The sequence below is a fragment of the Nocardioides sp. NPDC023903 genome (assembly GCF_040639295.1).
In the GTDB taxonomy this organism is placed as follows: Bacteria; Actinomycetota; Actinomycetes; order Propionibacteriales; family Nocardioidaceae; genus Nocardioides.
This window is the reverse complement of the sequence record NZ_JBEZZS010000003.1, coordinates 60,626-79,947: the sequence shown is the minus strand read 5'-3', so window position 1 is coordinate 79,947 and position 19,322 is coordinate 60,626. Positions and strand designations below refer to the sequence as shown.

The following is a 19,322-nucleotide window of genomic DNA, read 5'->3' as shown; positions in this document are numbered from 1 at the left end:
GCCGGCGATTGACGCCGGCGGCCACAGGAGATTCAAGCGTTGCGGCCAGGGATGGACTATAGAAACTGCGGCGAAATTACCGTTGAACAGGCAAAACTTTCGAGTCGAATTCCTATGTTTGCCATCAGGAGCATCACGGAGCGGGCCAGATCACCTTGTCGTTGTCGTCGACGACGGCCTCGGCGAAGGACGTGTCGAACCAGGAGGCGGCCTGCTCTGGCGTGACCTTCTCACCTGCGTACGCCGTTACGACCCCGGCCAGCGCCGCGACGTTGGCGGGGTCGACCGAGCCGAACCTGCCCGGGAGCGGATTGTCGGCCGCGACCGCGACCTCGGTGCGCCAGATGGCCGTCTCGTGCTTCTCGTCGGACTCGGCGCCGGCCAGGTCGTGCTGGTAGCCGATGCACTCCTCGACGTGGTCGGCGGCGGCGCAGTAGGTGTAAGCCTTGAAGACGGCCCGCAGGAAGTCCTCGACGGCGGTGGGGTGCTTCTCGGCCCAGGCGGGGTTGACGGAGTAGGCGCCGAGGGAGCCGGGCACCTCGAAGTCGGTCGGCTCCCAGACGGTGACGTCCTCTCCGGCCTCCTTCAGCTGGTTGGGCTCGTTGGAGACGAACCCGACCAGCGCGTCGACCTGGCCGCGCGGCAGCACGCCGGGGTCGTAGCCGACCTTGACCTGCTTCACCTTCGCCATGTCGACGCCGGCCTCGGCGAGCATTGCCTGTACGCCGACCGGCACCCAGCCCTTGTGGCCGAGCGTCTTGCCCTCGAGCTGCTTCAGGTCGGTGATCTCGGTGCCGGTCATCAGCACGTCGAGACCCGCGTTGGAGTAGGACGAGACGCCGAGCACCTTCAGGCCGCTCGCGTTGGAGGTCATGATGTCCTGCTCGGAGAGCGGCCCGACCTGCACCTTCCCGGCGGCGATCAGCTTGGCGTTCTGGGAGACGTCACCCGACCCCGGCTGGAGCTCGACGTCGAGGCAGAGATCTTTGAAATAGCCCAGCTGATCTGCGGCGATGGCCTCCATGATCGAGGCCGACGCCTGCCAGTAGTAGCCCGACATGTAGGTGATCTTGCCGGCCTTCTCGTTCTGCTCGCAGCGCTCGGCCGAGACCGCGCTCCCCTGCGGGTCGGCGGAGTTCTGCGAGGACCCGCAGGCGGTCAGCGCACCGAGCAGGACGACCGCCGACGTGAGGGCAGCGGCGAACGGACGTACGCGAGACATGAAGGGCTCCTTCAACTCAGGTCAGGACTCGTGCCAGTGGAGCACTCGACGCTCGGCGAGCGTCACGAGCCAGAACAGCAACGACCCGAGCGCCGCGAGGACGAAGATCGCTGCCCACACCGTAGCCAGTCTGTTCTGCGAGCTGGCCACCTGTATCACGCTGCCGAGGCCGTCGGCCGACCCCGCAGCGGAGAGCTCGGCCACGACGGCGCCGATCATCGACAGCGGGAAGACGATCCGCAGGGACGCGAAGACGTACGGCAGCGAGGCCGGCACCCGCAGGTGGCGCAGCACCTCCAGCCGGCTCGCGGCGACCGTGCGGTAGACCTGCAGCACCGGTGCCGGCACCGCCCGCAGCCCGGTCGCCACGTTGATCAGGATCGGGAAGAAGCAGACCAGTGCGGTCAGGACGACCTTCGGCCCCATCCCGAACCCGAGCGCGACCACGAGGAGCGGTGCGATCGCCACGAGCGGCGTCACCGAGAGCACTACGGCCACCGGCATCACCGCACGCCGCACCACCGGGATCTCGCTCACCACGACGGCGAGGGCGAAGGCGGCGACGAACCCGATCCCGAGCCCCACCAGCGCCTCGCTGAGCGTGACCAGGGTGTTGCTCAGGAAGTAGCCCGGGTCCTCGCTCAGCACTCCCGCGATGTCGCCCAGCGGCGCGAAGAGGTAAGGCATCCGCCGCGCACCCAGCTCCCAGGCGAACCCGAGCACCACGACGAGGAGGACGAACGGGAGCCAGTAGCCCGGGCGGAGCAGCCGGGTGCGACGGCGCAGGCGGCGCGCGGCGAGCTGCTCGGGGGTGGGCACGACGAGATGTGGCCGCCGCGGAGGCGCCGGCTGCGTACCTGAGTCCAGGGTCACGAGACGACCTCTCCGTGGCTGAAGGCGTCTCGCAGGCTGCCCCGGAGGGCGAGCTCGTAGGCGTGGAACTCGGGCGAGGTGAGGAGCTCCTGGTGACGGGGGCGGGGCAGGTCGATGTCGATGACGTCGGTGATCCGTCCCGGTCGCGGAGCCATCACCACGACCTTGTCGGAGAGCCTGACCGCTTCGGAGATCGAATGGGTGACGAAGACGACCGTCGCGCGGGTCTGCTCCCACAGCTCCAGCAGCTGCTCCTGGAGCGCCTCGCGGGTGAACTCGTCGAGCGCACCGAAGGGCTCGTCGAGAAGGAGTACGTCGGGGCGCAGCCCGAAGGCGCGTACGATCGCGGTCCGCTGCTTCATGCCGCCCGACAGCTCGGCGGGGAGCTTGTGGAGCGACTCCCCCAGGCCGACCTCACGCAGCATCGCCTCGAGGTCGGGCCGGCCGCGGTCGCTGCGGCGATTCGCCCCTCGCCGATTGACTCTGTGGGGCAGGGTCACGTTGCCCAGCACGCTCAGCCACGGCAGCAGGGCCGGCGACTGCGGCACGAACCCGAAGGCCTTCGCCTCGGCCGCCTCCTTCGGCGTCAGACCGCACACGGTGATCTTCCCGGCGTCGGCCGACTCCTGCCCGCTGATCAGCCGCAACAGCGTCGACTTGCCGCAGCCGGAGGGCCCGATGATGCTCACGAACGTGCCTGGCTCGATGGTCAGGTCGATATCGTCGAGGGCGATCAGCTCGGCGAGATCGGCCTGCTCATAGAGACGACGGACCCCGTGCATCTCGATCGTCGCGCTGCCCACGCCTCAAACGGTAGTCCAATACGTCTTCTGGATAGTCTGACGGGCGTGCGTATCGCCACCTGGAACATCAACTCCATCCGTTCCCGCATCGACCGAGTCGAGGCCTTCGTCGAGCGGCACTCGATCGACGTGCTCGCCCTGCAGGAGACCAAGGCCAAGCCCGACCAGATCCCGACGATGGGACTGGAGGCCCGTGGCTACGAGTTCGCCTCGGTCGGCTACGACCAGTGGAACGGCGTCGCGCTGATCTCCCGGGTCGGGTTGACCGACATCCAGGTCGGGTTCGAGGGGATGCCGTCGTTCAAGGACGTCGCCGAGGCGCGGGCGCTCACCGCGACGTGCGGCGACGTACGGGTGACCTCGGTCTACGTCCCCAACGGCCGCAAGCCGGACGATCCCCACTACGCCTACAAGCTGGAGTGGCTCGCGGCCCTGCAGAAGGCCGCGCAGGCCTGGCACGACGGGCCCTCGGCCATGGTCGGCGACTGGAACGTCTGCCCCTTCGACGAGGACTGCTTCGATCCCAAGCAGTTCGTCGGCAAGACCCACCTCACCCCCGCCGAGCGCGACGCCTTCTTCGCCATCGAGAAGGACTTCAAGGACGTCGTACGCCCCTTCGTGCCCGGTCCGGAGGCGTACACGTACTTCGACTACTACCGGCAGCGCTTCGAGCGCAACCGCGGCCTGCGCATCGACTTCGTCCTCGGCTCCCCGACGTTCGCCTCGCGGGTGACGGGCGCATTCGTCGATCTCGACGAGCGCAACCCCGCCATCGGCACCGGTTCTCCCTCCGACCACGCGCCGGTGATCGTCGATCTCGCCGACTGACCCCGAGGCCGCGAAGCGGGAGGGCCGGAGCACGGTCTGGTCCCGTGGAACGGTGTGCGCGGTCCTGCTTCTCGCCATAGGCGGCGCGATCGTCTTCCACGCCCACCTCCCGTCGGCGCTCGGCATCGGCAGCCTCGTGGAGACGTTCCTCCCGTGGCTCGGAGCCGTGGCGGTGCTGGTCCTGCTCGTCGGGCTGGCACGACGGTCGGCCGCCGCAGTCATCGCGTTCATCGTGCCCGCCGTGGCCTGGGGCTGGATGTTTCACCCCAAGCTCTCCGAAGCTCCCGCCTCGAACCATGATCTGGTCGTCGTCCAGCACAACGTGAGCGACACCAACACGGACATCACCGGGACCGCCCGCGAGATCCTCTCTGCCTCGCCCGACGTCGTGACGCTGAACGAGGTCGTTCCCGAGCGGGTCGACGACTACAGCCGGGCGTTCGGAGACGCCCTTCCGTACCACGAGACGTACGGGACCGTCGGGGTCTGGTCGGCACAACCTCTGGAGAACGCGACACCTCTCGACCTGCGCCAGGCGGGCGTGGACGCGTCGTGGAGACGCGGGCTGCGGGTGGAGACCAAGCCGGCCGCCGACGCCCCGGACGTCGCCGTCTATGCCGTGCACCTGCCCTCCATCCGGCTGGGCGTGCGCGGCCTGGACGTCAGGGCCCGCAACGGGAGCATCGACCTTCTCGCCGAGGCCCTGCGGGCCGACGACGCCGATGTCGTGATCGTCTCCGGCGACTTCAACGCAGAAGCGCGCGACCGCGCGCTACGTGCGGTCATCTCCCAGGTCAGCGAACCGCAGGACCGCTTCGGGTTCACCTTCCCGGCAGCACTGCCGGCCATCCGCATCGACCACGTCTTCGCCCGTGGCGCCGAGGTCGAGGACGTACGACCGCTGGACCGGACCGGGAGCGATCACCTTCCCGTGGTCGCGCTACTTCGGTGGCAGTGACTCGGCCGTGGCGATGCCGCGCTGGACCCAGCCGGCGAGCGCGTCGCCACTGAGCAGGTCGGCGGCGACGTTGACGTAGCCGGACATGGTCCGCGCGCCCATGATCATCGGCTCGGCGCCTGCCGCGAGGGCGGCCTCGTAGGCCGACTTGCCGGTGCGTACGAGCATGTCGTCGGCGCCGACCGCGCACGCCATGTTGCCGTTCACCATGAACGCCAGCCCACCGAACATCTTCACCTCGGTGGTGCCGGCGGGCATCAGGTCCCGCACGCGTTCGGCCAGTTCGACGTTGTGGGCCATACCTCCATGGAACCACGAACCGACCGTGCCCATCCGAACAAATTGTCGGTGGTCCCTGCGAGGATCGATGTCATGGAGATCTGGATCCTCGTGCTCGGACTGGTGATCGGTCTTGCCCTGGGTGTCGTGCTCGGCGTGCTGTGGGCGCGAGCGCGGAGCGTGGGGACGGTCGCGGCGGGGATGGTGGACCAGGCCGAGGTGATGCAGGGGCTCGACCGGCTCAGCGACCAGATGCAGCATCTCGACCGCGAGCGGGCCCGCTGGCAGGGGCAGTTCGAGACAGAGGTCGGGCGGCTCCAGACCGAGACCCGGTCGCTGTCGACGGCGCTGCGGAAGCCCCAGGTCAGGGGCCGCTGGGGCGAGATGCACCTGCGCCGCGCGGTCGAGCTCGCCGGTCTGGTGGACAAGTGCGACTTCTCCGAGCAGGTCCATCTCGAGGACGGGCGGCTGCGCCCCGACCTGGTGGTGCACCTGTCCGGCAACAAGGAGCTGGTCGTCGACTCCAAGGTCCCCCTGGACGCCTACCTCGACGCCGCGTCCGCCGACAACGAGGACGACTACCGCGCTCACCTGCGCCGACACACCGCCCAGCTGCGTACGCATGTGGACCAGCTCGCCTCGAAGTCCTACTGGCGCTTCCTGGAGGAGTCGCCCGAGTTCGTCGTGCTGTTCGTGCCGGCGGAGTCGTTCCTCTCGGCGGCGCTGGAGACCGAGCCCGGCCTGATCGAGTACGCCGCGGAGCGCCGGGTCGTGCTGGCCTCACCGACGACGCTGATCGCGCTGCTGCGCACGGTGGCGCACGGATGGTCCCACGAGGCGCTCGCCGAGCAGGCCCGGGAGATCCACCGGCTCGGCCGTGACCTGCACCAGCGTCTGTCCACGATGTCCGGTCACCTGGACGGGATCGGGCGCTCCCTCAACACCGCGGTGACCCGCTACAACCAGGCGATCGGATCCCTCGACAATCGGGTCCTGGTGGCCGCCCGTCGTTTCAATGAATTATCGGTAACCGACGATGAACTCGAGACGCCGCGTCCGGTGGAGATACGCGCTGTGGAAAGGCTGAGCAGCGTAAGGGAGGATGATCGGCGCGCCGCCGAAAATGACGGTGTGCCGGGCCCTACCGTGGGTTCGGATACACAGGCTGCATACGAGAGATCGTGACCCCATGAGTCAGCGCACCATCTGGGAGGAAGGACGCGAGTCCGGCCGCCATGTTGTCGCGCTCGGATCCGCCACCTCGCTGACGGTCACCTTCGTCGATCTGCTCATCGACGACCAGATCGGCCTGCTCTTCGACTTCACCTTCGTGGCGATCGCGCTGACGCTCGCGCTGATCGTCAGACCCAGCGACTTCTTCGTGGTCGGCGTGCTCCCGCCGCTGATCATGCTCGGCATCTTCATCCTGCTGGCCGCGACCCAACCCGGGTCGATCGCCGACGCCGGGGACGGCTTCATCCAGGCCGTGGTCAGCGGCCTTGGACACCACGCGATCAGCCTGTTCATCGGCTACGCCCTGTGCCTGGGCTGCCTGGTGATGCGCCGCCGGGTCCTGAAACAGCGCATCGAGACTCGCGACGAGGTCGAGCGCGAACGCGCCCTCGCCTCTTGAACTGAACGATCAGTCCAGCGCCAGGAACCCGGAGACGTCGCCGGCACCCTCACGGATGACCTCAGGCTCGCCGTCGGACCAGTCGATGACCGTGGTCGGCTCGGCCGGGGTCTCTCCGGCCTCGATGACGATGTCGACCTGATGGTCGAGCGCCTCCTTGACGTTCCACCCGAAGACCTCCGGCTCGGTCTCGCCGGGCAGGATCAGCGTGGAGGAGAGCAGCGGCTCACCGAGCTCCTCGAGCAGCGCCTGCACGACGGCGTGCTCGGGGATGCGTACGCCGACGGTCTTCTTCTTCGGGTGCATCAGCCGTCGCGGCACCTCGGGGGTCGCCGGGAGGATGAACGTGTAGGGCCCCGGAGTCGCATGCTTGATCGCCCGGAAGGCGCTGTTGTCGACGTGGACCATCGTGCCGAGCTGCGCGAAGTCCTTGCAGATCAACGTGAAGTGGTGGCGGTCGTCGAGACCACGGATCTTGAGGATCCGGTCGCGACCGTCCTTGTTGCCGATCCGCGAGCCGAGCGCGTAGCCGGAGTCGGTCGGGTACGCGATCAGCTGGTCGTCACGCAGGGCATCGACGACCTGGCTGATCAGACGGGACTGCGGGTTGTCAGGGTGTACGTCGAGAAATCGGGCCACCCCTCGACCCTAACGCCCATCACGGGTCGGGGATCAACCCCTCGCGGCAGCGGCTTTCAGGTCCTTGCGGAGTTCCGTGGGCAGCGCGAAGATCAGCGACTCCTCGGCGCTCTTGTGCGCCTTGGCGTCGGGGAAGCCACGCTCCTTGAGGAACTCGACGACACCCTCGACCAGGTTCTCGGGCACGCTGGCTCCGGAGGTGACCGAGACGCTGCGTACGCCCTCGAGCCAGGACTCGTCGATCTCGCTGGCGTCGTCGACGCGGTAGGCGGCCTTGGCGCCGGCCTCGAGGGCGACCTCGACCAGGCGGACCGAGTTGGAGGAGTTGCCGGAGCCGACGACGATGACCAGGTCGCTGGCCCCGCCGATCTCCTTGACCGCCTGCTGACGGTTCTGGGTGGCGTAGCAGATGTCGTCGCTGGGCGGGTCCAGCAGCTCGGGGAACTTCGCCCGGAGCGCGGCGACCGTCTCCATGGTCTCGTCGACCGAGAGGGTGGTCTGGGAGAGCCAGACGACCTTGGAGGGGTCGGCGACCTCGATGCTGGGTACGTCACCGGGGCCCTCGACGAGCGTGGTCGCCTCCGGCGCCTCGCCCATGGTGCCCTCGACCTCCTCGTGACCGGCGTGGCCGATCAGCAGGATGCTGTAGCCCTCGCGCGCGAACCGCTTGGCCTCCAGGTGGACCTTGGTGACCAGCGGGCAGGTCGCGTCGATCGTCTTCAGCTCGCGCACGGCAGCATCGGCGTGGACCGCCGGGGAGACGCCGTGGGCGGAGAAGACGACGGTCGCACCCGAGGGCACCTCGTCGAGCTCGTTGACGAAGATCGCGCCACGGTTGCGCAGATCGTCGACGACGTGCTTGTTGTGCACGATCTCCTTGCGCACGTAGACCGGCGCACCGTAGAGGTCCAGCGCCTCCTCGACGGTGATCACGGCCCGGTCCACACCGGCGCAGTAACCGCGCGGCTCCGCGAGGAGGACAGCCTTCTCGTCGTCGGAGATCAGGCGTGGGGTGCCGAGGTCGATGCTCATGGGGACCAGTCTAGAGACCCGGTCCGAGAACGCCGAGTCGGCTCATCCTGACCGCCGCCCGCGCCGAGTCGGCTCGTCATGACGCGCCGACTCGGCAGGGATCTGGGTCAGGATGAGCCGACTCGGCAGCATTAGGGTTGCAGCCATGGCGTTGGACACCTCCCCCGAGTCGCCCGCTCCGGTGCGGCAGATCGCGAACGCGATCGGCGGCTGGATCGACAAGCTCGGTGCGGTCTGGGTGGAGGGGCAGGTGGCCCAGATGAGCCGGCGGCCGGGAATGCAGACCGTCTTCCTCACCCTGCGCGACTCGGTGGCCGACATCTCGGTGCCGGTGACGTGCACCCGGTTCCTGCTCGACAGCCTCAATCCACCGCTGGTCGAGGGCGCGTCGGTGATCATCCACGCGAAGCCGTCCTACTACGCCAACCGCGGCACGCTCTCGCTCCAGGCCCGCGACATCCGTCCGGTCGGGCTCGGTGAGCTGCTCGCCCGGCTCGAGCAGCGCCGGCAGCTGCTCGCCGCCGAGGGGCTCTTCGCCGCCGAGCTCAAGCGGCCGCTGCCCTTCCTGCCGACCAAGGTCGGGCTGCTCACCGCAGCCAACTCCGCGGCCGAACGGGACGTGCTCGAGAACGCGAAGCGACGGTGGCCGCAGGTGCGGTTCGAGGTGGCGTACGCCGCGATGCAGGGGGCGCGCAGCGCTGCCGACGTCGTCGAGAAGCTGCAGCGGCTCGACCGCGACCCCGAGGTCGACGTGATCGTCATCGCCCGCGGCGGCGGTTCGGTCGAGGACCTGCTGCCGTTCTCCGACGAGCACCTGATCCGTGCGGTGCACGCCGCTCGCACCCCGGTCGTCTCCGCGATCGGCCACGAGCCCGACTCGCCGCTGCTGGACCTGGCCGCCGACGTACGCGCCTCGACGCCGACCGACGCCGCCAAGCTCGTCGTACCCGACGTGGTCGAGGAGCAACGGATCGTCGCGACCGGACGCGACCGGCTCCGCGGTGGGATCGCCGCCCTGATCCACCGCGAGCAGACGCTCCTGGACGCGTTGCGCTCACGGCCGGTGCTGGCCGACCCGCGCTCGCTGATCGACGCCCGGCGCGACGAGGTCACCTCGCTGCGCGACCGCGCCCGCCGCACCGTCGGGCACGCCCTCGACCGCGCCGCCGACGACATCGGCCACCATCGCGCCCGCGCTCGCGCACTCTCACCCCTGGAGACGCTGAGACGGGGGTACGCCGTCGCCCAGGACGCCGACGGACACGTCCTGACCAGCGTCGCCGACGCCGCCGAGGGTGAGGCGGTCAGCATCCGCCTCGCCGACGGCCGCCTGACAACGACCATCACCTCGATCGAGAAGACTGAGCCCACTAAGGACGTAGCCGATGACTGACGACGACAAGAACCTGTCCTACGAGCAGGCCCGCGAGGAGCTGGTCGAGGTCGTCCGCAAGCTCGAGGCCGGCGGCATCACCCTCGAGGAGTCCCTGGCCCTGTGGGAGCGCGGCGAGAAGCTGGCCACGCTGTGCCAGGAGTGGCTCGACGGCGCCCGGAAGAAGATCGACGCCGCCATCCAGGACTGACGACCTCGCCTCGCTGGTCGAGCCGCGAGCGCCAGCGAGCGTGTCGAGACCAACACGGTGCCGTCGAGCGCCGAGGGGACCGTGTTGGTCTCGACACGCCTCCGCCTAGCGGCTCCGGCGGCTCGACCAGCGGCGGGCCCTACTTCAGGGGCTCGGTGGTGATGAGGGCGAGGTAGTCGCGTACGTCGCCGTCCTTGGGACCCCAGAGCATCAGCGTCTGGCCATCGACCTCGGCCGAGTAGCCGGTGTCGCCGTCGGAGTCGGACCATTCAGTCCAGGTGTCGGCGACGTCGGTCTCGATGGTGACCTCGTCGCCCTCCTTGGCCTGGGTGTCGACGTTCTTCTGAGCCAGGGACTGCGCCGAGCGGGCCGAGAGCTCCAGGCCGACGTAGGAGGTCTCGCCCTTGACGAACGACATGGTCCAGGCCGGCTCCTCGCCGCCCTTGTAGGACGGGTCGGTGTTGGCGTACCAGCCTGAGGGCAGCTCGCGCGGGTAGACGACGTCGAGGTCGGCGGCCTGGGCGCTGCGTACGGCCTCGGCCCAGTCGGCCTTGTAGGTCTCGTTGGCGCCGCTGACCTCGCGCTCGAGGTTGCCGCGCCACTGCACGATCAGCACGATCGGGACGACGAGGACGAGCAGGAAGATCATCGACCCGATCAGGGCACCGAATGTGCGTGGGTAGCTGCGCGCCGGGGTCTCCGGCTGCTCGCTCGCCGGCTGGTTCGACGGTTGGGCGGGCTGCTGCTGATCGGTGTCGCTCACGCCCTCCATGGTCCCACTCGACCGCGAACGCCGCGAAACCTGGACCAGTTGTTCCGCAGATGAGGACATCTGCGACGGGATTTCGCCGCAGATGCGATACTCCTCCGGTGACCACCTACCGTATCGCCGAAGCCGCCGACCTGCTCGGCGTCAGCGACGACACGGTGCGCCGCTGGATCGACGCGGGACGGATCGAGGCGAGCACGGAGAACGGCCGGGCCGTCATCGACGGCGTCGTCCTGGCCGCACTGGCCTCGGAGCTGGCCGATGCCCCCAACCCGGACCGGGCGAAGGCAGTCAGCGCCCGCAACCGGATGCTCGGGATCGTCACCAAGACCACCCTGGACACCGTGATGGCCCAGGTGGAGATGGTCTGCGGGCCTTACCGGATCGTCTCGCTGATGAGCGCCGAGGCCGCCATCGAGCTGGGCCTCGAGCCAGGCGTCAGCGCAGTCGCATCCATCAAGTCAACCAACGTCGTCGTGGAGCGCCCATGATCAAGAACCCTGGAATCGGTGCCGTCGTCGCGATGGCGGCCGTTCTCGCCCTCGCCGGCTGCGGGAGCTCGAGCGAAGGGTCGGAGGACCGGGAGCTGACCGTCTTCGCGGCAGCCTCGCTGACCGACACGTTCACCGAGCTGGCCGAAGAGTTCGAGAAGGACCACCCCGGCGTGAAGGTGACCACCAGCTTCGGTGGCTCCTCCGACCTGGTGGCCCAGATCGAGGACGGCGCCCCAGCGGACGTCTTCGCCTCGGCCGACACCAAGAACATGGACAAGCTCGGCGACCTGGCCACCGACCCGCAGGACTTCGCCGTCAACACCCTCGAGATCGCCACGCCGCCGGGCAACCCGGCCGATATCACCGGCTTCCAGGATCTCGCCAAGGCCGGGACCAAGGTCGTGGTCTGCGCGGCCGAGGTCCCGTGCGGCAGCGCGACCGCTCAGATGGAGAAGGAGACCGGCGTCGACATCGAGCCGGTCAGCGAGGAGCAGTCGGTCAGCGACGTACTCGCCAAGGTCACCTCCGGTGACGCCGACGCCGGGGTCGTGTACGTCACCGACGTGACCGCCGCCGGCGACACCGTGACGGGCGTCGAGTTCGAGGAGTCCGACCAGGTCGTGAACACCTACCCGATCAGCGCCCTCGACGGCTCCGACGACGCCGACCTCGCCCAGGAGTTCGTCGACCTGGTGCTGAGCGAGACCGGGCAGAAGGTTCTGACTGATGCCGGCTTCAGCCAGCCCTGATCTTCTCGGGACCACCAGGCGGACGGACCGGCAGCGGGGGGCCGGTCCGTCCGTCGGTATGCCGCGCTGGCTGTGGTTCCCGGCGGCCGTCGCCGCGGCGTTCATCATCATTCCGCTCGCCGCGATCATCCTCCGCGTCGACCTGGCGAGCTTCCCGGCGCTGATCACCTCGCCGTCCGCGCTGGAGGCGCTCTGGCTCAGCCTGCGCACCGCGGCAGCCAGCACGGCGCTGTGCATCCTCTTCGGCGTGCCTCTCTCCACCGTCCTCGCCCGCACCAGCTTCCGGGGCCAGGGGCTCGTGCGCTCGTTGGTGCTCCTTCCACTCGTGCTGCCGCCGGTCGTCAGCGGGCTGGCGCTGCTCTACACCTTCGGCCGCCGCGGGCTGCTCGGCCAGTCCCTGGACCTCGTCGGCATCCAGATCACGTTCACCACGCTTGCCGTGGTGCTGGCGCAGACCTTCGTCGCGCTGCCGTTCCTGGTGATCAGCCTCGAGGGCGCGCTGCGCACCAGCGGCACCCGCTACGAGGCGGTCGCGGCGACGCTCGGCGCCCGCCCGACCACCGTCTTCCGGCGCGTCACCCTCCCTCTGGTCGGACCCGGCCTGCTCTCCGGATCGGTCCTGGCCTTCGCCCGCTGCCTGGGCGAGTTCGGCGCCACGATCACCTTCGCCGGCAACCTCCCCGGGGTCACCAGCACGATGCCGCTGCAGGTCTACCTGCTCCGCGTCGACAACCCCGACGCGGCGGTCGCGCTCTCGCTGGTGCTGGTCGTCGTCGCGGTCGCCGTGATCGGGTTCGCCCGCCACGGGAGGGCCCTATGAGCTCTCTGCACCTGCGTGCCGTCATCCCCCAGCGCGGCATCGACGTCACCCTCGACGTGGCCGCCGGCGAGACGGTCGCGCTCACCGGCCCCAACGGCGCCGGCAAGTCGAGCATCCTCGGCGTGATCGCCGGACTCCTTCGTCCCGACGAAGGAGAGGTACGCCTCGGCGACCGCATCCTCGACCGCACTCCCCCGCACGCCCGCGGGATCGCGCTCCTCGCCCAGGACCCGCTGCTCTTCCCGCACCTGTCGGTGCTGGCCAACGTCGCCTTCGCACCCCGCGCCCGCGGCGTACACCGCCGTCAGGCCAACGAGCTCGCCACCCGCCACCTCACCGAGGTCGGCGCCGAGATGCTCGCCGGGCGCAGACCGACGGAGATCTCCGGCGGTCAGGCCCAGCGCGTGGCGGTGGCTCGAGCCCTCGCTGCCGACCCCGAGCTGCTCCTGCTCGACGAGCCGATGGCCTCGCTCGACGTCGACGTACGTCCCGCGCTGAGGCAGACGCTGCGCACCGCCCTCGAGGACAGGACCGCCATCATCGTCACCCACGACGCGGCCGACGCCCGTGCCCTCGCCGACCGGGTGGTGGTGATCGAGCACGGTCACATCGTCGAGGACGGCCCCACCGCCCAGGTTCTGAACGACCCGCAGTCGGGTTTTGCTGTGAGGCTTGTCTCTGGATCGATCAAGTGACACCGTGGCCGCTCCACCGCGCCCGGCCGATAGATTGACCCCTATGAACGACACCCAGCCGCTCGGCGTCGCCCCCACCGCTCCTGACCGCAACCTGGCCCTGGAGCTCGTGCGCGTGACGGAGGCTGCGGCGATGGCCGCCGGCCGCTGGGTGGGTCGTGGCGACAAGAACGGCGCGGACGGCGTCGCGGTCAACGCGATGCGCACGATGATCTCCACCGTCGCCATGAACGGCACCGTCGTGATCGGTGAGGGCGAGAAGGACAACGCCCCGATGCTCTACAACGGCGAGGGCGTCGGCGACGGCACCGGCCCCGACTGCGACGTCGCGGTCGACCCGATCGACGGCACCACCCTGTGCGCCAAGGGCATGAGCAACGCCGTCGCGGTGATGGCCGTCGCCCCGCGCGGCAGCATGTACGACCCCAGCGCCGTCTTCTACATGGAGAAGCTGGTCACCGGCCCCGAGGCCGCCGACGTCGTCGACATCCGCCTTCCCGTCGCCGAGAACATCGCCGCGGTGGCCAAGGCGAAGGACACCAAGGCTTCCGACATCACCGTGATCGTGCTCGACCGGCCGCGCCACGACAAGCTGGTCGAGGAGATCCGCGAGACCGGCGCCCGGATCAAGTTCATCGTCGACGGCGACGTCGCCGGCGCCATCTCGGCCGCCCGCGCCGGCTCCGGCGCCGACCTGCTGATGGGCATCGGCGGCACTCCCGAGGGCATCGTCGCCGCGTGCGCGATGAAGGCGCTCGGCGGCACCATCCAGGGCCGGCTGTGGCCCAAGGACGACGAGGAGCGCCAGCGCGCCCTCGACGCCGGCCACAACCTCGACCCCGACTTCGTGCTCCGCACCGACGACCTGGTCACCGGCGACGACTGCTTCTTCGTCGCCACCGGCATCACCGACGGCGACCTGATGCGGGGCGTGCAGTACCTCCCCCACGGCGCCATCGTCACCGACTCCCTGGTGATGCGCAGCCGCTCGGGCACGATCCGCAAGGTCACCTCGGAGCACCAGCTCGCCAAGCTCCAGGCCTACAGCGCGATCGACTTCTGATCCTCGCCCGGCGCTTGCGCCGGACCACATGCGCGGCAAGGACCTCCTGGTTCTTGCCGCGCTTCTCGTTGTCCTTCTCGTCGCCGAAGAGACCGTCCGTGGTGTCATTTTGTTGCTATCTTGTGGTTCGACACGAGCATCAATGAGCGTCTCAGGTGTATGTCACTCGGGGAGGCATCAACGTGACGGACCCATTCTTCGCCGCGCTGCGCGAGCGTCGTCCAGACGTCGACATCGTCATCCTGCCTCCGGCAGATCCTTCCGAGCCGCTGCCCGAGGCGACGGCTGCTGAGCTGAGCCGGTCGGCGCAGGTGGTGGACGCGACCGTCGCAGCCATCGCCGCACGCGTGCCGGAGCCGACCTCGGACGGGCCGAGGTGGGAGGCGTACAACAGCGAGAACGTACGCCGCTGGACCCAACTCGAGGCTCGAACAGCCGACGGCGACGCGATTCTGGCTGGCCTTGACCAGGCGTTCCGAGACGCGAGGTGGCACTCGACGGTCGTGGTGAAGGCGTTCCATCGATGGACCGCTTCACGAGCGGACGTCCAGATCGTCGGCACCTGGTCCGAGAGCCATCACGGGCTCGTGGTGACTGTGACCGGCCAGCTCCTCCGGCCCCCTGCGAACGTGCGGGAGGCGCTGGTATGACGCTGCACGTCGAACCCGCCAAGGTCCAGTCCACGGCTGCCGCGTGGGATACGGAGAATCTCCATCTCACCGCTGCGGCGAGGCAGATCCACGGTGTCGGCGCTGCTGGTTTCACGCCGACCGTGGCGAGCCTCGTCGGTCAGTTCATCGAGGCGTGGCAGGCGATCGCGACGAAGTCCGCCCGCTCCGCCGAGTCCCAGGCCGACGGGCTGAGGAGCACCGCGATCGGCATCCTCGAGACCGACGCGAAGAGCGACATCAACGCATCCTTGGTGCTGAGCACCATCAAGGAGATCCGGTGACCATCACCGTCTCCCTGCCCCCGAGGCCGAGCGAGACGCCCGAGTTCACCGCGGACGGCCAGAAGGTGCAGGAGATGGGGTCCACGCTGCGTACCTCGTCATCGATCTTCGACGACCACGGCTCGTTCGTCGGCGGAAAGGCGAAGGACTCCGGCCTCCTCGACGGTCAGGCGGCCGCCGCGTACGCGCAAGCGCTCAGCCCCATCGGCACGCACGCCGATGCCTGCTCGCTGGCGTTGCGCGCCGCGGCCAACGCCGTCCTCGGCCATGGCGACGACCTGGTCGACCTCAAGCGACGTCACCAGGATCTCAAGGGCGAACGAGAGCGCCTGGCCCGCCAGGTCGACGAGCTCACCGCCCGAGCGAACCCGCTGCCCACCGACGAGACCGATCTACGCATCCTCAAGTCGGACTGCGACCGCTGCACCAGCCAGGTCGAGACGTACGAATCGGACTTGGTGAAGTGGGCCGAGGATCTCGAGGCCAGCGAGGAGAAGGTCGCGGCCGCACTCCGCGGTGCGATGACCGAGCGGCAGGTCGATCAGAAGTACGCCGGAGTCGCCGATCCCGCTGACACCGCCAAGGACTCGATGCCGTCCAGCAAGGACCCCAAGGCGATCAAGGCCTGGTGGGACGGCCTCACCGAAGAGCAACGAGCGGGCATGACCGCCGCGTACCCCGAGATCGTGGGGAACACCGACGGCATCCCCGCGGCCGACCGCAGTGACGCAAACACGATCTCGCTCGACCGTGACCTTGCCGAGCTCGGCGCCATCCCCGAGGACCAGCGCACCGAGGATGAGCAGACCCGCTACGACAACGCGAAGGCCGCAGATGTCGCGCGTGACAAGATCGAGAGGTCCAAGGACCCGATGACGAACGAGAACTACGACGCCCAGGTCTACATCTATGACCCGATGGCGTTTGGCGGAGACGGGCGTGTCGCGATGGCGGTCGGCGACCTCGACACGGCGAGCAATGTATCGGTCAGTGTGCCGGGCTTGACCACCGACATGGAGTCGTCCCAGTCGAATGCCGAGGATGTGATCAACCTCCATCAGGCAGCTTCGTTCGAAGGCGGCACCAGCACAGCCACCATGTTCTGGATCGGCTATGACGCGCCCAGCGGAGCCGACTCGGCCGGTGTTGCGGCTGAGGGCATGGCGACCGCCGGCGGGGAGCGGCTCGCCGACACCCTCGACGGCCTCAACGCCATGCGTTCCGACGACTTCCACCTCACCGCCATCGGCCACAGCTACGGCTCGACGACCGTCGCGCACGCGATGACCGACGGCCGTCCTGACGTCGACGACGTCGTCCTGCTGGGCAGCCCCGGAGCCGGCGACGATGCCGACTCCGCCGACGACCTGGGCGTCGGCTCGGGACACGTCTTCGTCGGCACGAACAGCGAAGACCTCGTGGGCCGGCTGGGGCAGACGGGATGGGTCAGCCCCGCTGCCCTGGGCGCGGGTGTGCTCACCGGCCCCCTCGGCGGCGCCTTCGCCCAGCTGGCCGGTGCCGGCCTCGGCCATAACCCGGCCGAGGACGACTTCGGTGCCGTACGCTTTCAGGCCGAGAGCACCAGCAGAGGGTCGGTCCCCAACATCGACGACCACGTCAAGTACTACGACCACGACTCGGAGTCACTCGCCAACATGGCCCACATCGTCAACGGCCAGTACGACGACGTGGTGCGCGCCGGGCAGGTGTACGACCCGTGGTACCGCGACCCGGTCGACCCCGAGAGCGACCGCACCCCGACCAGCCCGGACACGGACGGCCGATGAGGGCTCGGGCCCTAGCCGCCGTGATGGCGACACTGACGATCCTGCTTACCGGAGGATGTGGCGGAGTGAGCGACAAGACCTACGCCGAGCTCGAACAACAGCGAGACGACGTACTCACGTGGGCACGCGAGCTGTCGGCCGCTGCCTCGACGAGGCTCGCCACGTCCCCCAAGAACGCAACGGAGGCGTACGACGGCGTGGATCAGAAGGGGGTCTCGGACAAGTACAAGTCGTACAAGTACGACGTCCAAGCCGACTTCGTCACGGAGCAACAGGACCCGCTCAACGCGCTGCGCGACGAGCTCGAGGAGTTCAGCCCAACGTTCAGTGGGAACTCGCTGCGACTTTCGCACGGTGACCTGACCGCCCATTTCCAGACCTACCCGAATGCCCCCGGGGCGGTCGGCCTCGTCGTTCAGGGACCCCCGATCGAGATCGATCAGGAAGACATGAGCGACTGGGACGGCTTCGTCGTCGGTGAACCGGTCGACCTGCAATGACGACCCGGTAAAGTTTGCACATGACCACCGCCGCCGAGCCGACCGAGTCCACCGCCTTCCTCCCCGGAGGAGTCGAGCTGGCGTACGACACGTTCGGCAGTCCCGACGCTGATCCGCTGCTGCTGATCATGGGGCTCGGCGGCCCGATGACCTGGTGGAACACCGAGCTGTGCGAGCAGCTGGCCCGGGCCGGGTTCTACGTGGTCCGCTACGACAACCGCGACATCGGCCACTCCTCGCCGCACCCGTCCGACGAGCGGATCACGCTCGCGCGGCTGGCGCGGGCGTTCGCGGGGCTGCCGACGCCTGCGCCGTACGCGATGGACGACCTCGCCGACGACGCGGCCGCGCTGCTGACCCATCTCGGCATCGACTCGGCGCACGTGTGGGGCGTGTCGATGGGCGGGATGATCGCCCAGACCCTCGCCATCCGCCACCCCGACCGGGTGCGCTCGGTCTGCTCGACGATGTCCACCACCGGCCGTCGCGGCGTCGGCTTCCAGCACCCGACCCTGCTGCCCGCGCTGGTCATCAAGAAGCCCGGCCTGGAGGGCTACATCGAGCGCCAGATCAAGGGCGGTCTCCAGATCGGCTCCCCCGGGTTCCCCGAGCCCGAGGACGAGGTACGCCGGCGGGCGATCGACACCTGGAACCGAGGCGTCAATGGGCCGGCGGTCGCGCGGCAGATGCTCGCCGTCCTCACCCAGCCCGACCGCACCGAGGACCTCGGGCGCATCCAGGTCCCGTTCAGCGTGATCCACGGCCTGACCGACAAGATGGTCCACGTCTCCGGCGGCCGGGCGACCGCCGCCGCCGTCCCTGGATCGGAGATCACCCTGTTCAAGGGCATGGGCCACGACCTTCCCCGCGCACTGTGGCCGGCCTTCATCAAGGTCGTACGCCGCACCGCTGACCGAGCCGCCGACCGCACCGTCACCGCGTAGCGGATGCGCGCCACGGTCCCCGAGGGCGAGTCGGGCTCGCTGCTCGCGCGGGCGCTCGCGGATGTCGCCGAGCCCATCGAGGACGAGGCGGTGACCGCGAAGCTCCTCGACGCCGCCGCGGAGCAGTTCCGCCAGATCGGGATCAGGCGCACCACCATGGAGGAGGTCGCGAACCGCGCCGGGGTCGCCCGGATCACCGTCTACCGCCGCTTCGCCAACAAGGACGCACTCGTCGAGCAGGTCGTACGCCGCGAGTTCCGGCGCTACTTCGACCAGTTCGTCCTCGACATCGCCGATGCCGCCGACGCCGCCGAGCGCGTGGAGATCGGCTTCGCCAGCGCGATGCGGGCGATCCGCGGCAACCCGCTGATCGGTGGCCTGCTCACCGTCGAGGCCGACTCGCTGGTGCACTCGATCGTCGGCGACGGCGGCCGCACCGTGGCCACGATCGCGCGCTTCGTCGCGGGCCAACTGCGTCGCGAGCAGCGGGCCGGCAACGTACCTGCAGAGGTCGAGGTCGACCTCGTCGCCGAGCTGATGGTCCGCACCTCGACCTCGTTCCTGGTCACCCCGAGCGAGGTCGTCGACATCGACGACGAGGCGCAGCTGCGCGCGCTCGCCCGGCTGTTCCTCGTCCCCCTGATCGACCCCACGAGCCGCCCGAAATAGCCCCCGATCGCGGACCGGAGATACCGTGAG

Annotated in this window: 24 protein-coding genes; 17 read left to right on the top strand and 7 right to left on the bottom strand. The window is 69.1% G+C overall.

Going from position 1 to position 19,322, the window contains the following annotated elements:
* Nucleotides 1-133: 133 nt before the first annotated feature.
* Genes AB0F44_RS05265 through AB0F44_RS05255 form a run of 3 tightly spaced genes read right to left on the bottom strand, consistent with a single transcriptional unit; the run spans nucleotide 134 to nucleotide 2,898 of the window.
* Nucleotides 134-1,222 (bottom strand): ABC transporter substrate-binding protein, encoded by a 1,089-nt coding sequence (locus AB0F44_RS05265; protein WP_357353357.1) that lies wholly within the window; start codon nucleotides 1,220-1,222, stop codon nucleotides 134-136.
* A gap of 21 nt (nucleotides 1,223-1,243) precedes the next feature.
* Nucleotides 1,244-2,095: an ABC transporter permease gene (locus AB0F44_RS05260; protein ID WP_357353355.1), complete on the bottom strand. Its 852-nt coding sequence runs from the start codon at nucleotides 2,093-2,095 to the stop codon at nucleotides 1,244-1,246.
* Nucleotides 2,092-2,898, bottom strand: a complete 807-nt coding sequence (locus AB0F44_RS05255; RefSeq protein WP_357353353.1) for an ABC transporter ATP-binding protein — start codon at nucleotides 2,896-2,898, stop codon at nucleotides 2,092-2,094. Before AB0F44_RS05255 ends, AB0F44_RS05260 begins: the two co-directional genes overlap by 4 nt.
* Before the next feature lie 45 nt (nucleotides 2,899-2,943).
* On the opposite strand from AB0F44_RS05255, the gene AB0F44_RS05250 reads away from it, so the two are divergent.
* Nucleotides 2,944-3,726, top strand: a complete 783-nt coding sequence (locus AB0F44_RS05250) for an exodeoxyribonuclease III (protein WP_357353351.1) — start codon at nucleotides 2,944-2,946, stop codon at nucleotides 3,724-3,726.
* A 52-nt stretch (nucleotides 3,727-3,778) separates the two neighbouring features.
* The gene (locus AB0F44_RS05245) at nucleotides 3,779-4,684 is read left to right on the top strand and encodes an endonuclease/exonuclease/phosphatase family protein (protein ID WP_357353349.1); all 906 of its coding nucleotides are present in this window, start codon (nucleotides 3,779-3,781) and stop codon (nucleotides 4,682-4,684) included.
* Here the strand turns inward: AB0F44_RS05245 and AB0F44_RS05240 are convergent.
* Nucleotides 4,667-4,984, bottom strand: a complete 318-nt coding sequence (locus AB0F44_RS05240) for a TfoX/Sxy family protein (RefSeq protein ID WP_357353347.1) — start codon at nucleotides 4,982-4,984, stop codon at nucleotides 4,667-4,669. The genes AB0F44_RS05245 and AB0F44_RS05240 overlap by 18 nt on opposite strands.
* A gap of 72 nt (nucleotides 4,985-5,056) precedes the next feature.
* Between AB0F44_RS05240 and AB0F44_RS05235 the strand changes: the two genes are divergently transcribed.
* Together AB0F44_RS05235 and AB0F44_RS05230 are read left to right on the top strand one after the other, a co-directional pair.
* Nucleotides 5,057-6,148, top strand: a complete 1,092-nt coding sequence (locus tag AB0F44_RS05235; protein WP_357353345.1) for a DNA recombination protein RmuC — start codon at nucleotides 5,057-5,059, stop codon at nucleotides 6,146-6,148.
* Between the two features lie 4 nt (nucleotides 6,149-6,152).
* Nucleotides 6,153-6,596 (top strand): DUF6542 domain-containing protein, encoded by a 444-nt coding sequence (locus tag AB0F44_RS05230; RefSeq protein ID WP_350662423.1) that lies wholly within the window; start codon nucleotides 6,153-6,155, stop codon nucleotides 6,594-6,596.
* A 9-nt stretch (nucleotides 6,597-6,605) separates the two neighbouring features.
* Here the strand turns inward: AB0F44_RS05230 and AB0F44_RS05225 are convergent, their stop codons facing one another.
* Entirely contained in the window at nucleotides 6,606-7,235 is a 630-nt protein-coding gene (locus AB0F44_RS05225; protein ID WP_357353343.1) for an L-threonylcarbamoyladenylate synthase, read from the bottom strand.
* Between the two features lie 33 nt (nucleotides 7,236-7,268).
* Entirely contained in the window at nucleotides 7,269-8,267 is a 999-nt protein-coding gene (locus tag AB0F44_RS05220) for a 4-hydroxy-3-methylbut-2-enyl diphosphate reductase (RefSeq protein ID WP_357353341.1), read from the bottom strand.
* A 145-nt stretch (nucleotides 8,268-8,412) separates the two neighbouring features.
* Between AB0F44_RS05220 and xseA the strand changes: the two genes are divergently transcribed.
* Nucleotides 8,413-9,660: an exodeoxyribonuclease VII large subunit gene (gene xseA, locus AB0F44_RS05215; protein ID WP_355018489.1), complete on the top strand. Its 1,248-nt coding sequence runs from the start codon at nucleotides 8,413-8,415 to the stop codon at nucleotides 9,658-9,660.
* The gene (locus tag AB0F44_RS05210; protein ID WP_350662415.1) at nucleotides 9,653-9,850 is read left to right on the top strand and encodes an exodeoxyribonuclease VII small subunit; all 198 of its coding nucleotides are present in this window, start codon (nucleotides 9,653-9,655) and stop codon (nucleotides 9,848-9,850) included. Before xseA ends, AB0F44_RS05210 begins: the two co-directional genes overlap by 8 nt.
* Nucleotides 9,851-9,989: 139 nt before the next feature.
* Here the strand turns inward: AB0F44_RS05210 and AB0F44_RS05205 are convergent, their stop codons facing one another.
* Entirely contained in the window at nucleotides 9,990-10,613 is a 624-nt protein-coding gene (locus AB0F44_RS05205) for a DUF4245 family protein (protein ID WP_357353339.1), read from the bottom strand.
* 107 nt (nucleotides 10,614-10,720) lie between these two features.
* Between AB0F44_RS05205 and AB0F44_RS05200 the strand changes: the two genes are divergently transcribed.
* The 11 genes from AB0F44_RS05200 (at nucleotide 10,721) to AB0F44_RS05150 (ending at nucleotide 19,292) form a co-directional block, all read left to right on the top strand.
* On the top strand, nucleotides 10,721-11,110 hold the full coding sequence (locus tag AB0F44_RS05200; RefSeq protein WP_357353337.1) for a helix-turn-helix transcriptional regulator: 390 nt from the start codon (nucleotides 10,721-10,723) through the stop codon (nucleotides 11,108-11,110).
* Nucleotides 11,107-11,862, top strand: coding sequence for a molybdate ABC transporter substrate-binding protein (gene modA, locus AB0F44_RS05195; RefSeq protein WP_357353335.1), 756 nt, complete (start codon nucleotides 11,107-11,109; stop codon nucleotides 11,860-11,862). Before AB0F44_RS05200 ends, modA begins: the two co-directional genes overlap by 4 nt.
* Nucleotides 11,840-12,682 carry an ABC transporter permease gene (locus tag AB0F44_RS05190; protein WP_357353333.1) on the top strand — a complete coding sequence of 281 codons (843 nt, stop codon included), beginning with the start codon at nucleotides 11,840-11,842 and terminating at the stop codon, nucleotides 12,680-12,682. Before modA ends, AB0F44_RS05190 begins: the two co-directional genes overlap by 23 nt.
* Entirely contained in the window at nucleotides 12,679-13,377 is a 699-nt protein-coding gene (locus tag AB0F44_RS05185) for an ATP-binding cassette domain-containing protein (RefSeq protein WP_357353331.1), read from the top strand. Before AB0F44_RS05190 ends, AB0F44_RS05185 begins: the two co-directional genes overlap by 4 nt.
* A gap of 43 nt (nucleotides 13,378-13,420) precedes the next feature.
* Complete coding sequence (glpX, locus tag AB0F44_RS05180) at nucleotides 13,421-14,440, top strand: class II fructose-bisphosphatase (RefSeq protein ID WP_357353329.1); 1,020 nt, start codon at nucleotides 13,421-13,423, stop codon at nucleotides 14,438-14,440.
* Between the two features lie 182 nt (nucleotides 14,441-14,622).
* Nucleotides 14,623-15,090, top strand: coding sequence for a hypothetical protein (locus AB0F44_RS05175; RefSeq protein ID WP_357353327.1), 468 nt, complete (start codon nucleotides 14,623-14,625; stop codon nucleotides 15,088-15,090).
* A complete protein-coding gene (locus tag AB0F44_RS05170; RefSeq protein ID WP_357353325.1) occupies nucleotides 15,087-15,392 on the top strand; it encodes a hypothetical protein in 306 nt (101 codons plus the stop codon). Before AB0F44_RS05175 ends, AB0F44_RS05170 begins: the two co-directional genes overlap by 4 nt.
* Nucleotides 15,389-17,179: an alpha/beta hydrolase gene (locus AB0F44_RS05165; RefSeq protein ID WP_357353323.1), complete on the top strand. Its 1,791-nt coding sequence runs from the start codon at nucleotides 15,389-15,391 to the stop codon at nucleotides 17,177-17,179. The genes AB0F44_RS05170 and AB0F44_RS05165 overlap by 4 nt, the downstream gene beginning before the upstream one ends.
* Before the next feature lie 65 nt (nucleotides 17,180-17,244).
* Nucleotides 17,245-17,679, top strand: a complete 435-nt coding sequence (locus AB0F44_RS05160; RefSeq protein ID WP_357353321.1) for a hypothetical protein — start codon at nucleotides 17,245-17,247, stop codon at nucleotides 17,677-17,679.
* A gap of 20 nt (nucleotides 17,680-17,699) precedes the next feature.
* Complete coding sequence (locus tag AB0F44_RS05155; protein WP_357353319.1) at nucleotides 17,700-18,623, top strand: alpha/beta hydrolase; 924 nt, start codon at nucleotides 17,700-17,702, stop codon at nucleotides 18,621-18,623.
* Between the two features lie 3 nt (nucleotides 18,624-18,626).
* A complete protein-coding gene (locus AB0F44_RS05150; protein WP_357353317.1) occupies nucleotides 18,627-19,292 on the top strand; it encodes a helix-turn-helix domain-containing protein in 666 nt (221 codons plus the stop codon).
* Nucleotides 19,293-19,322: the final 30 nt, after the last annotated feature.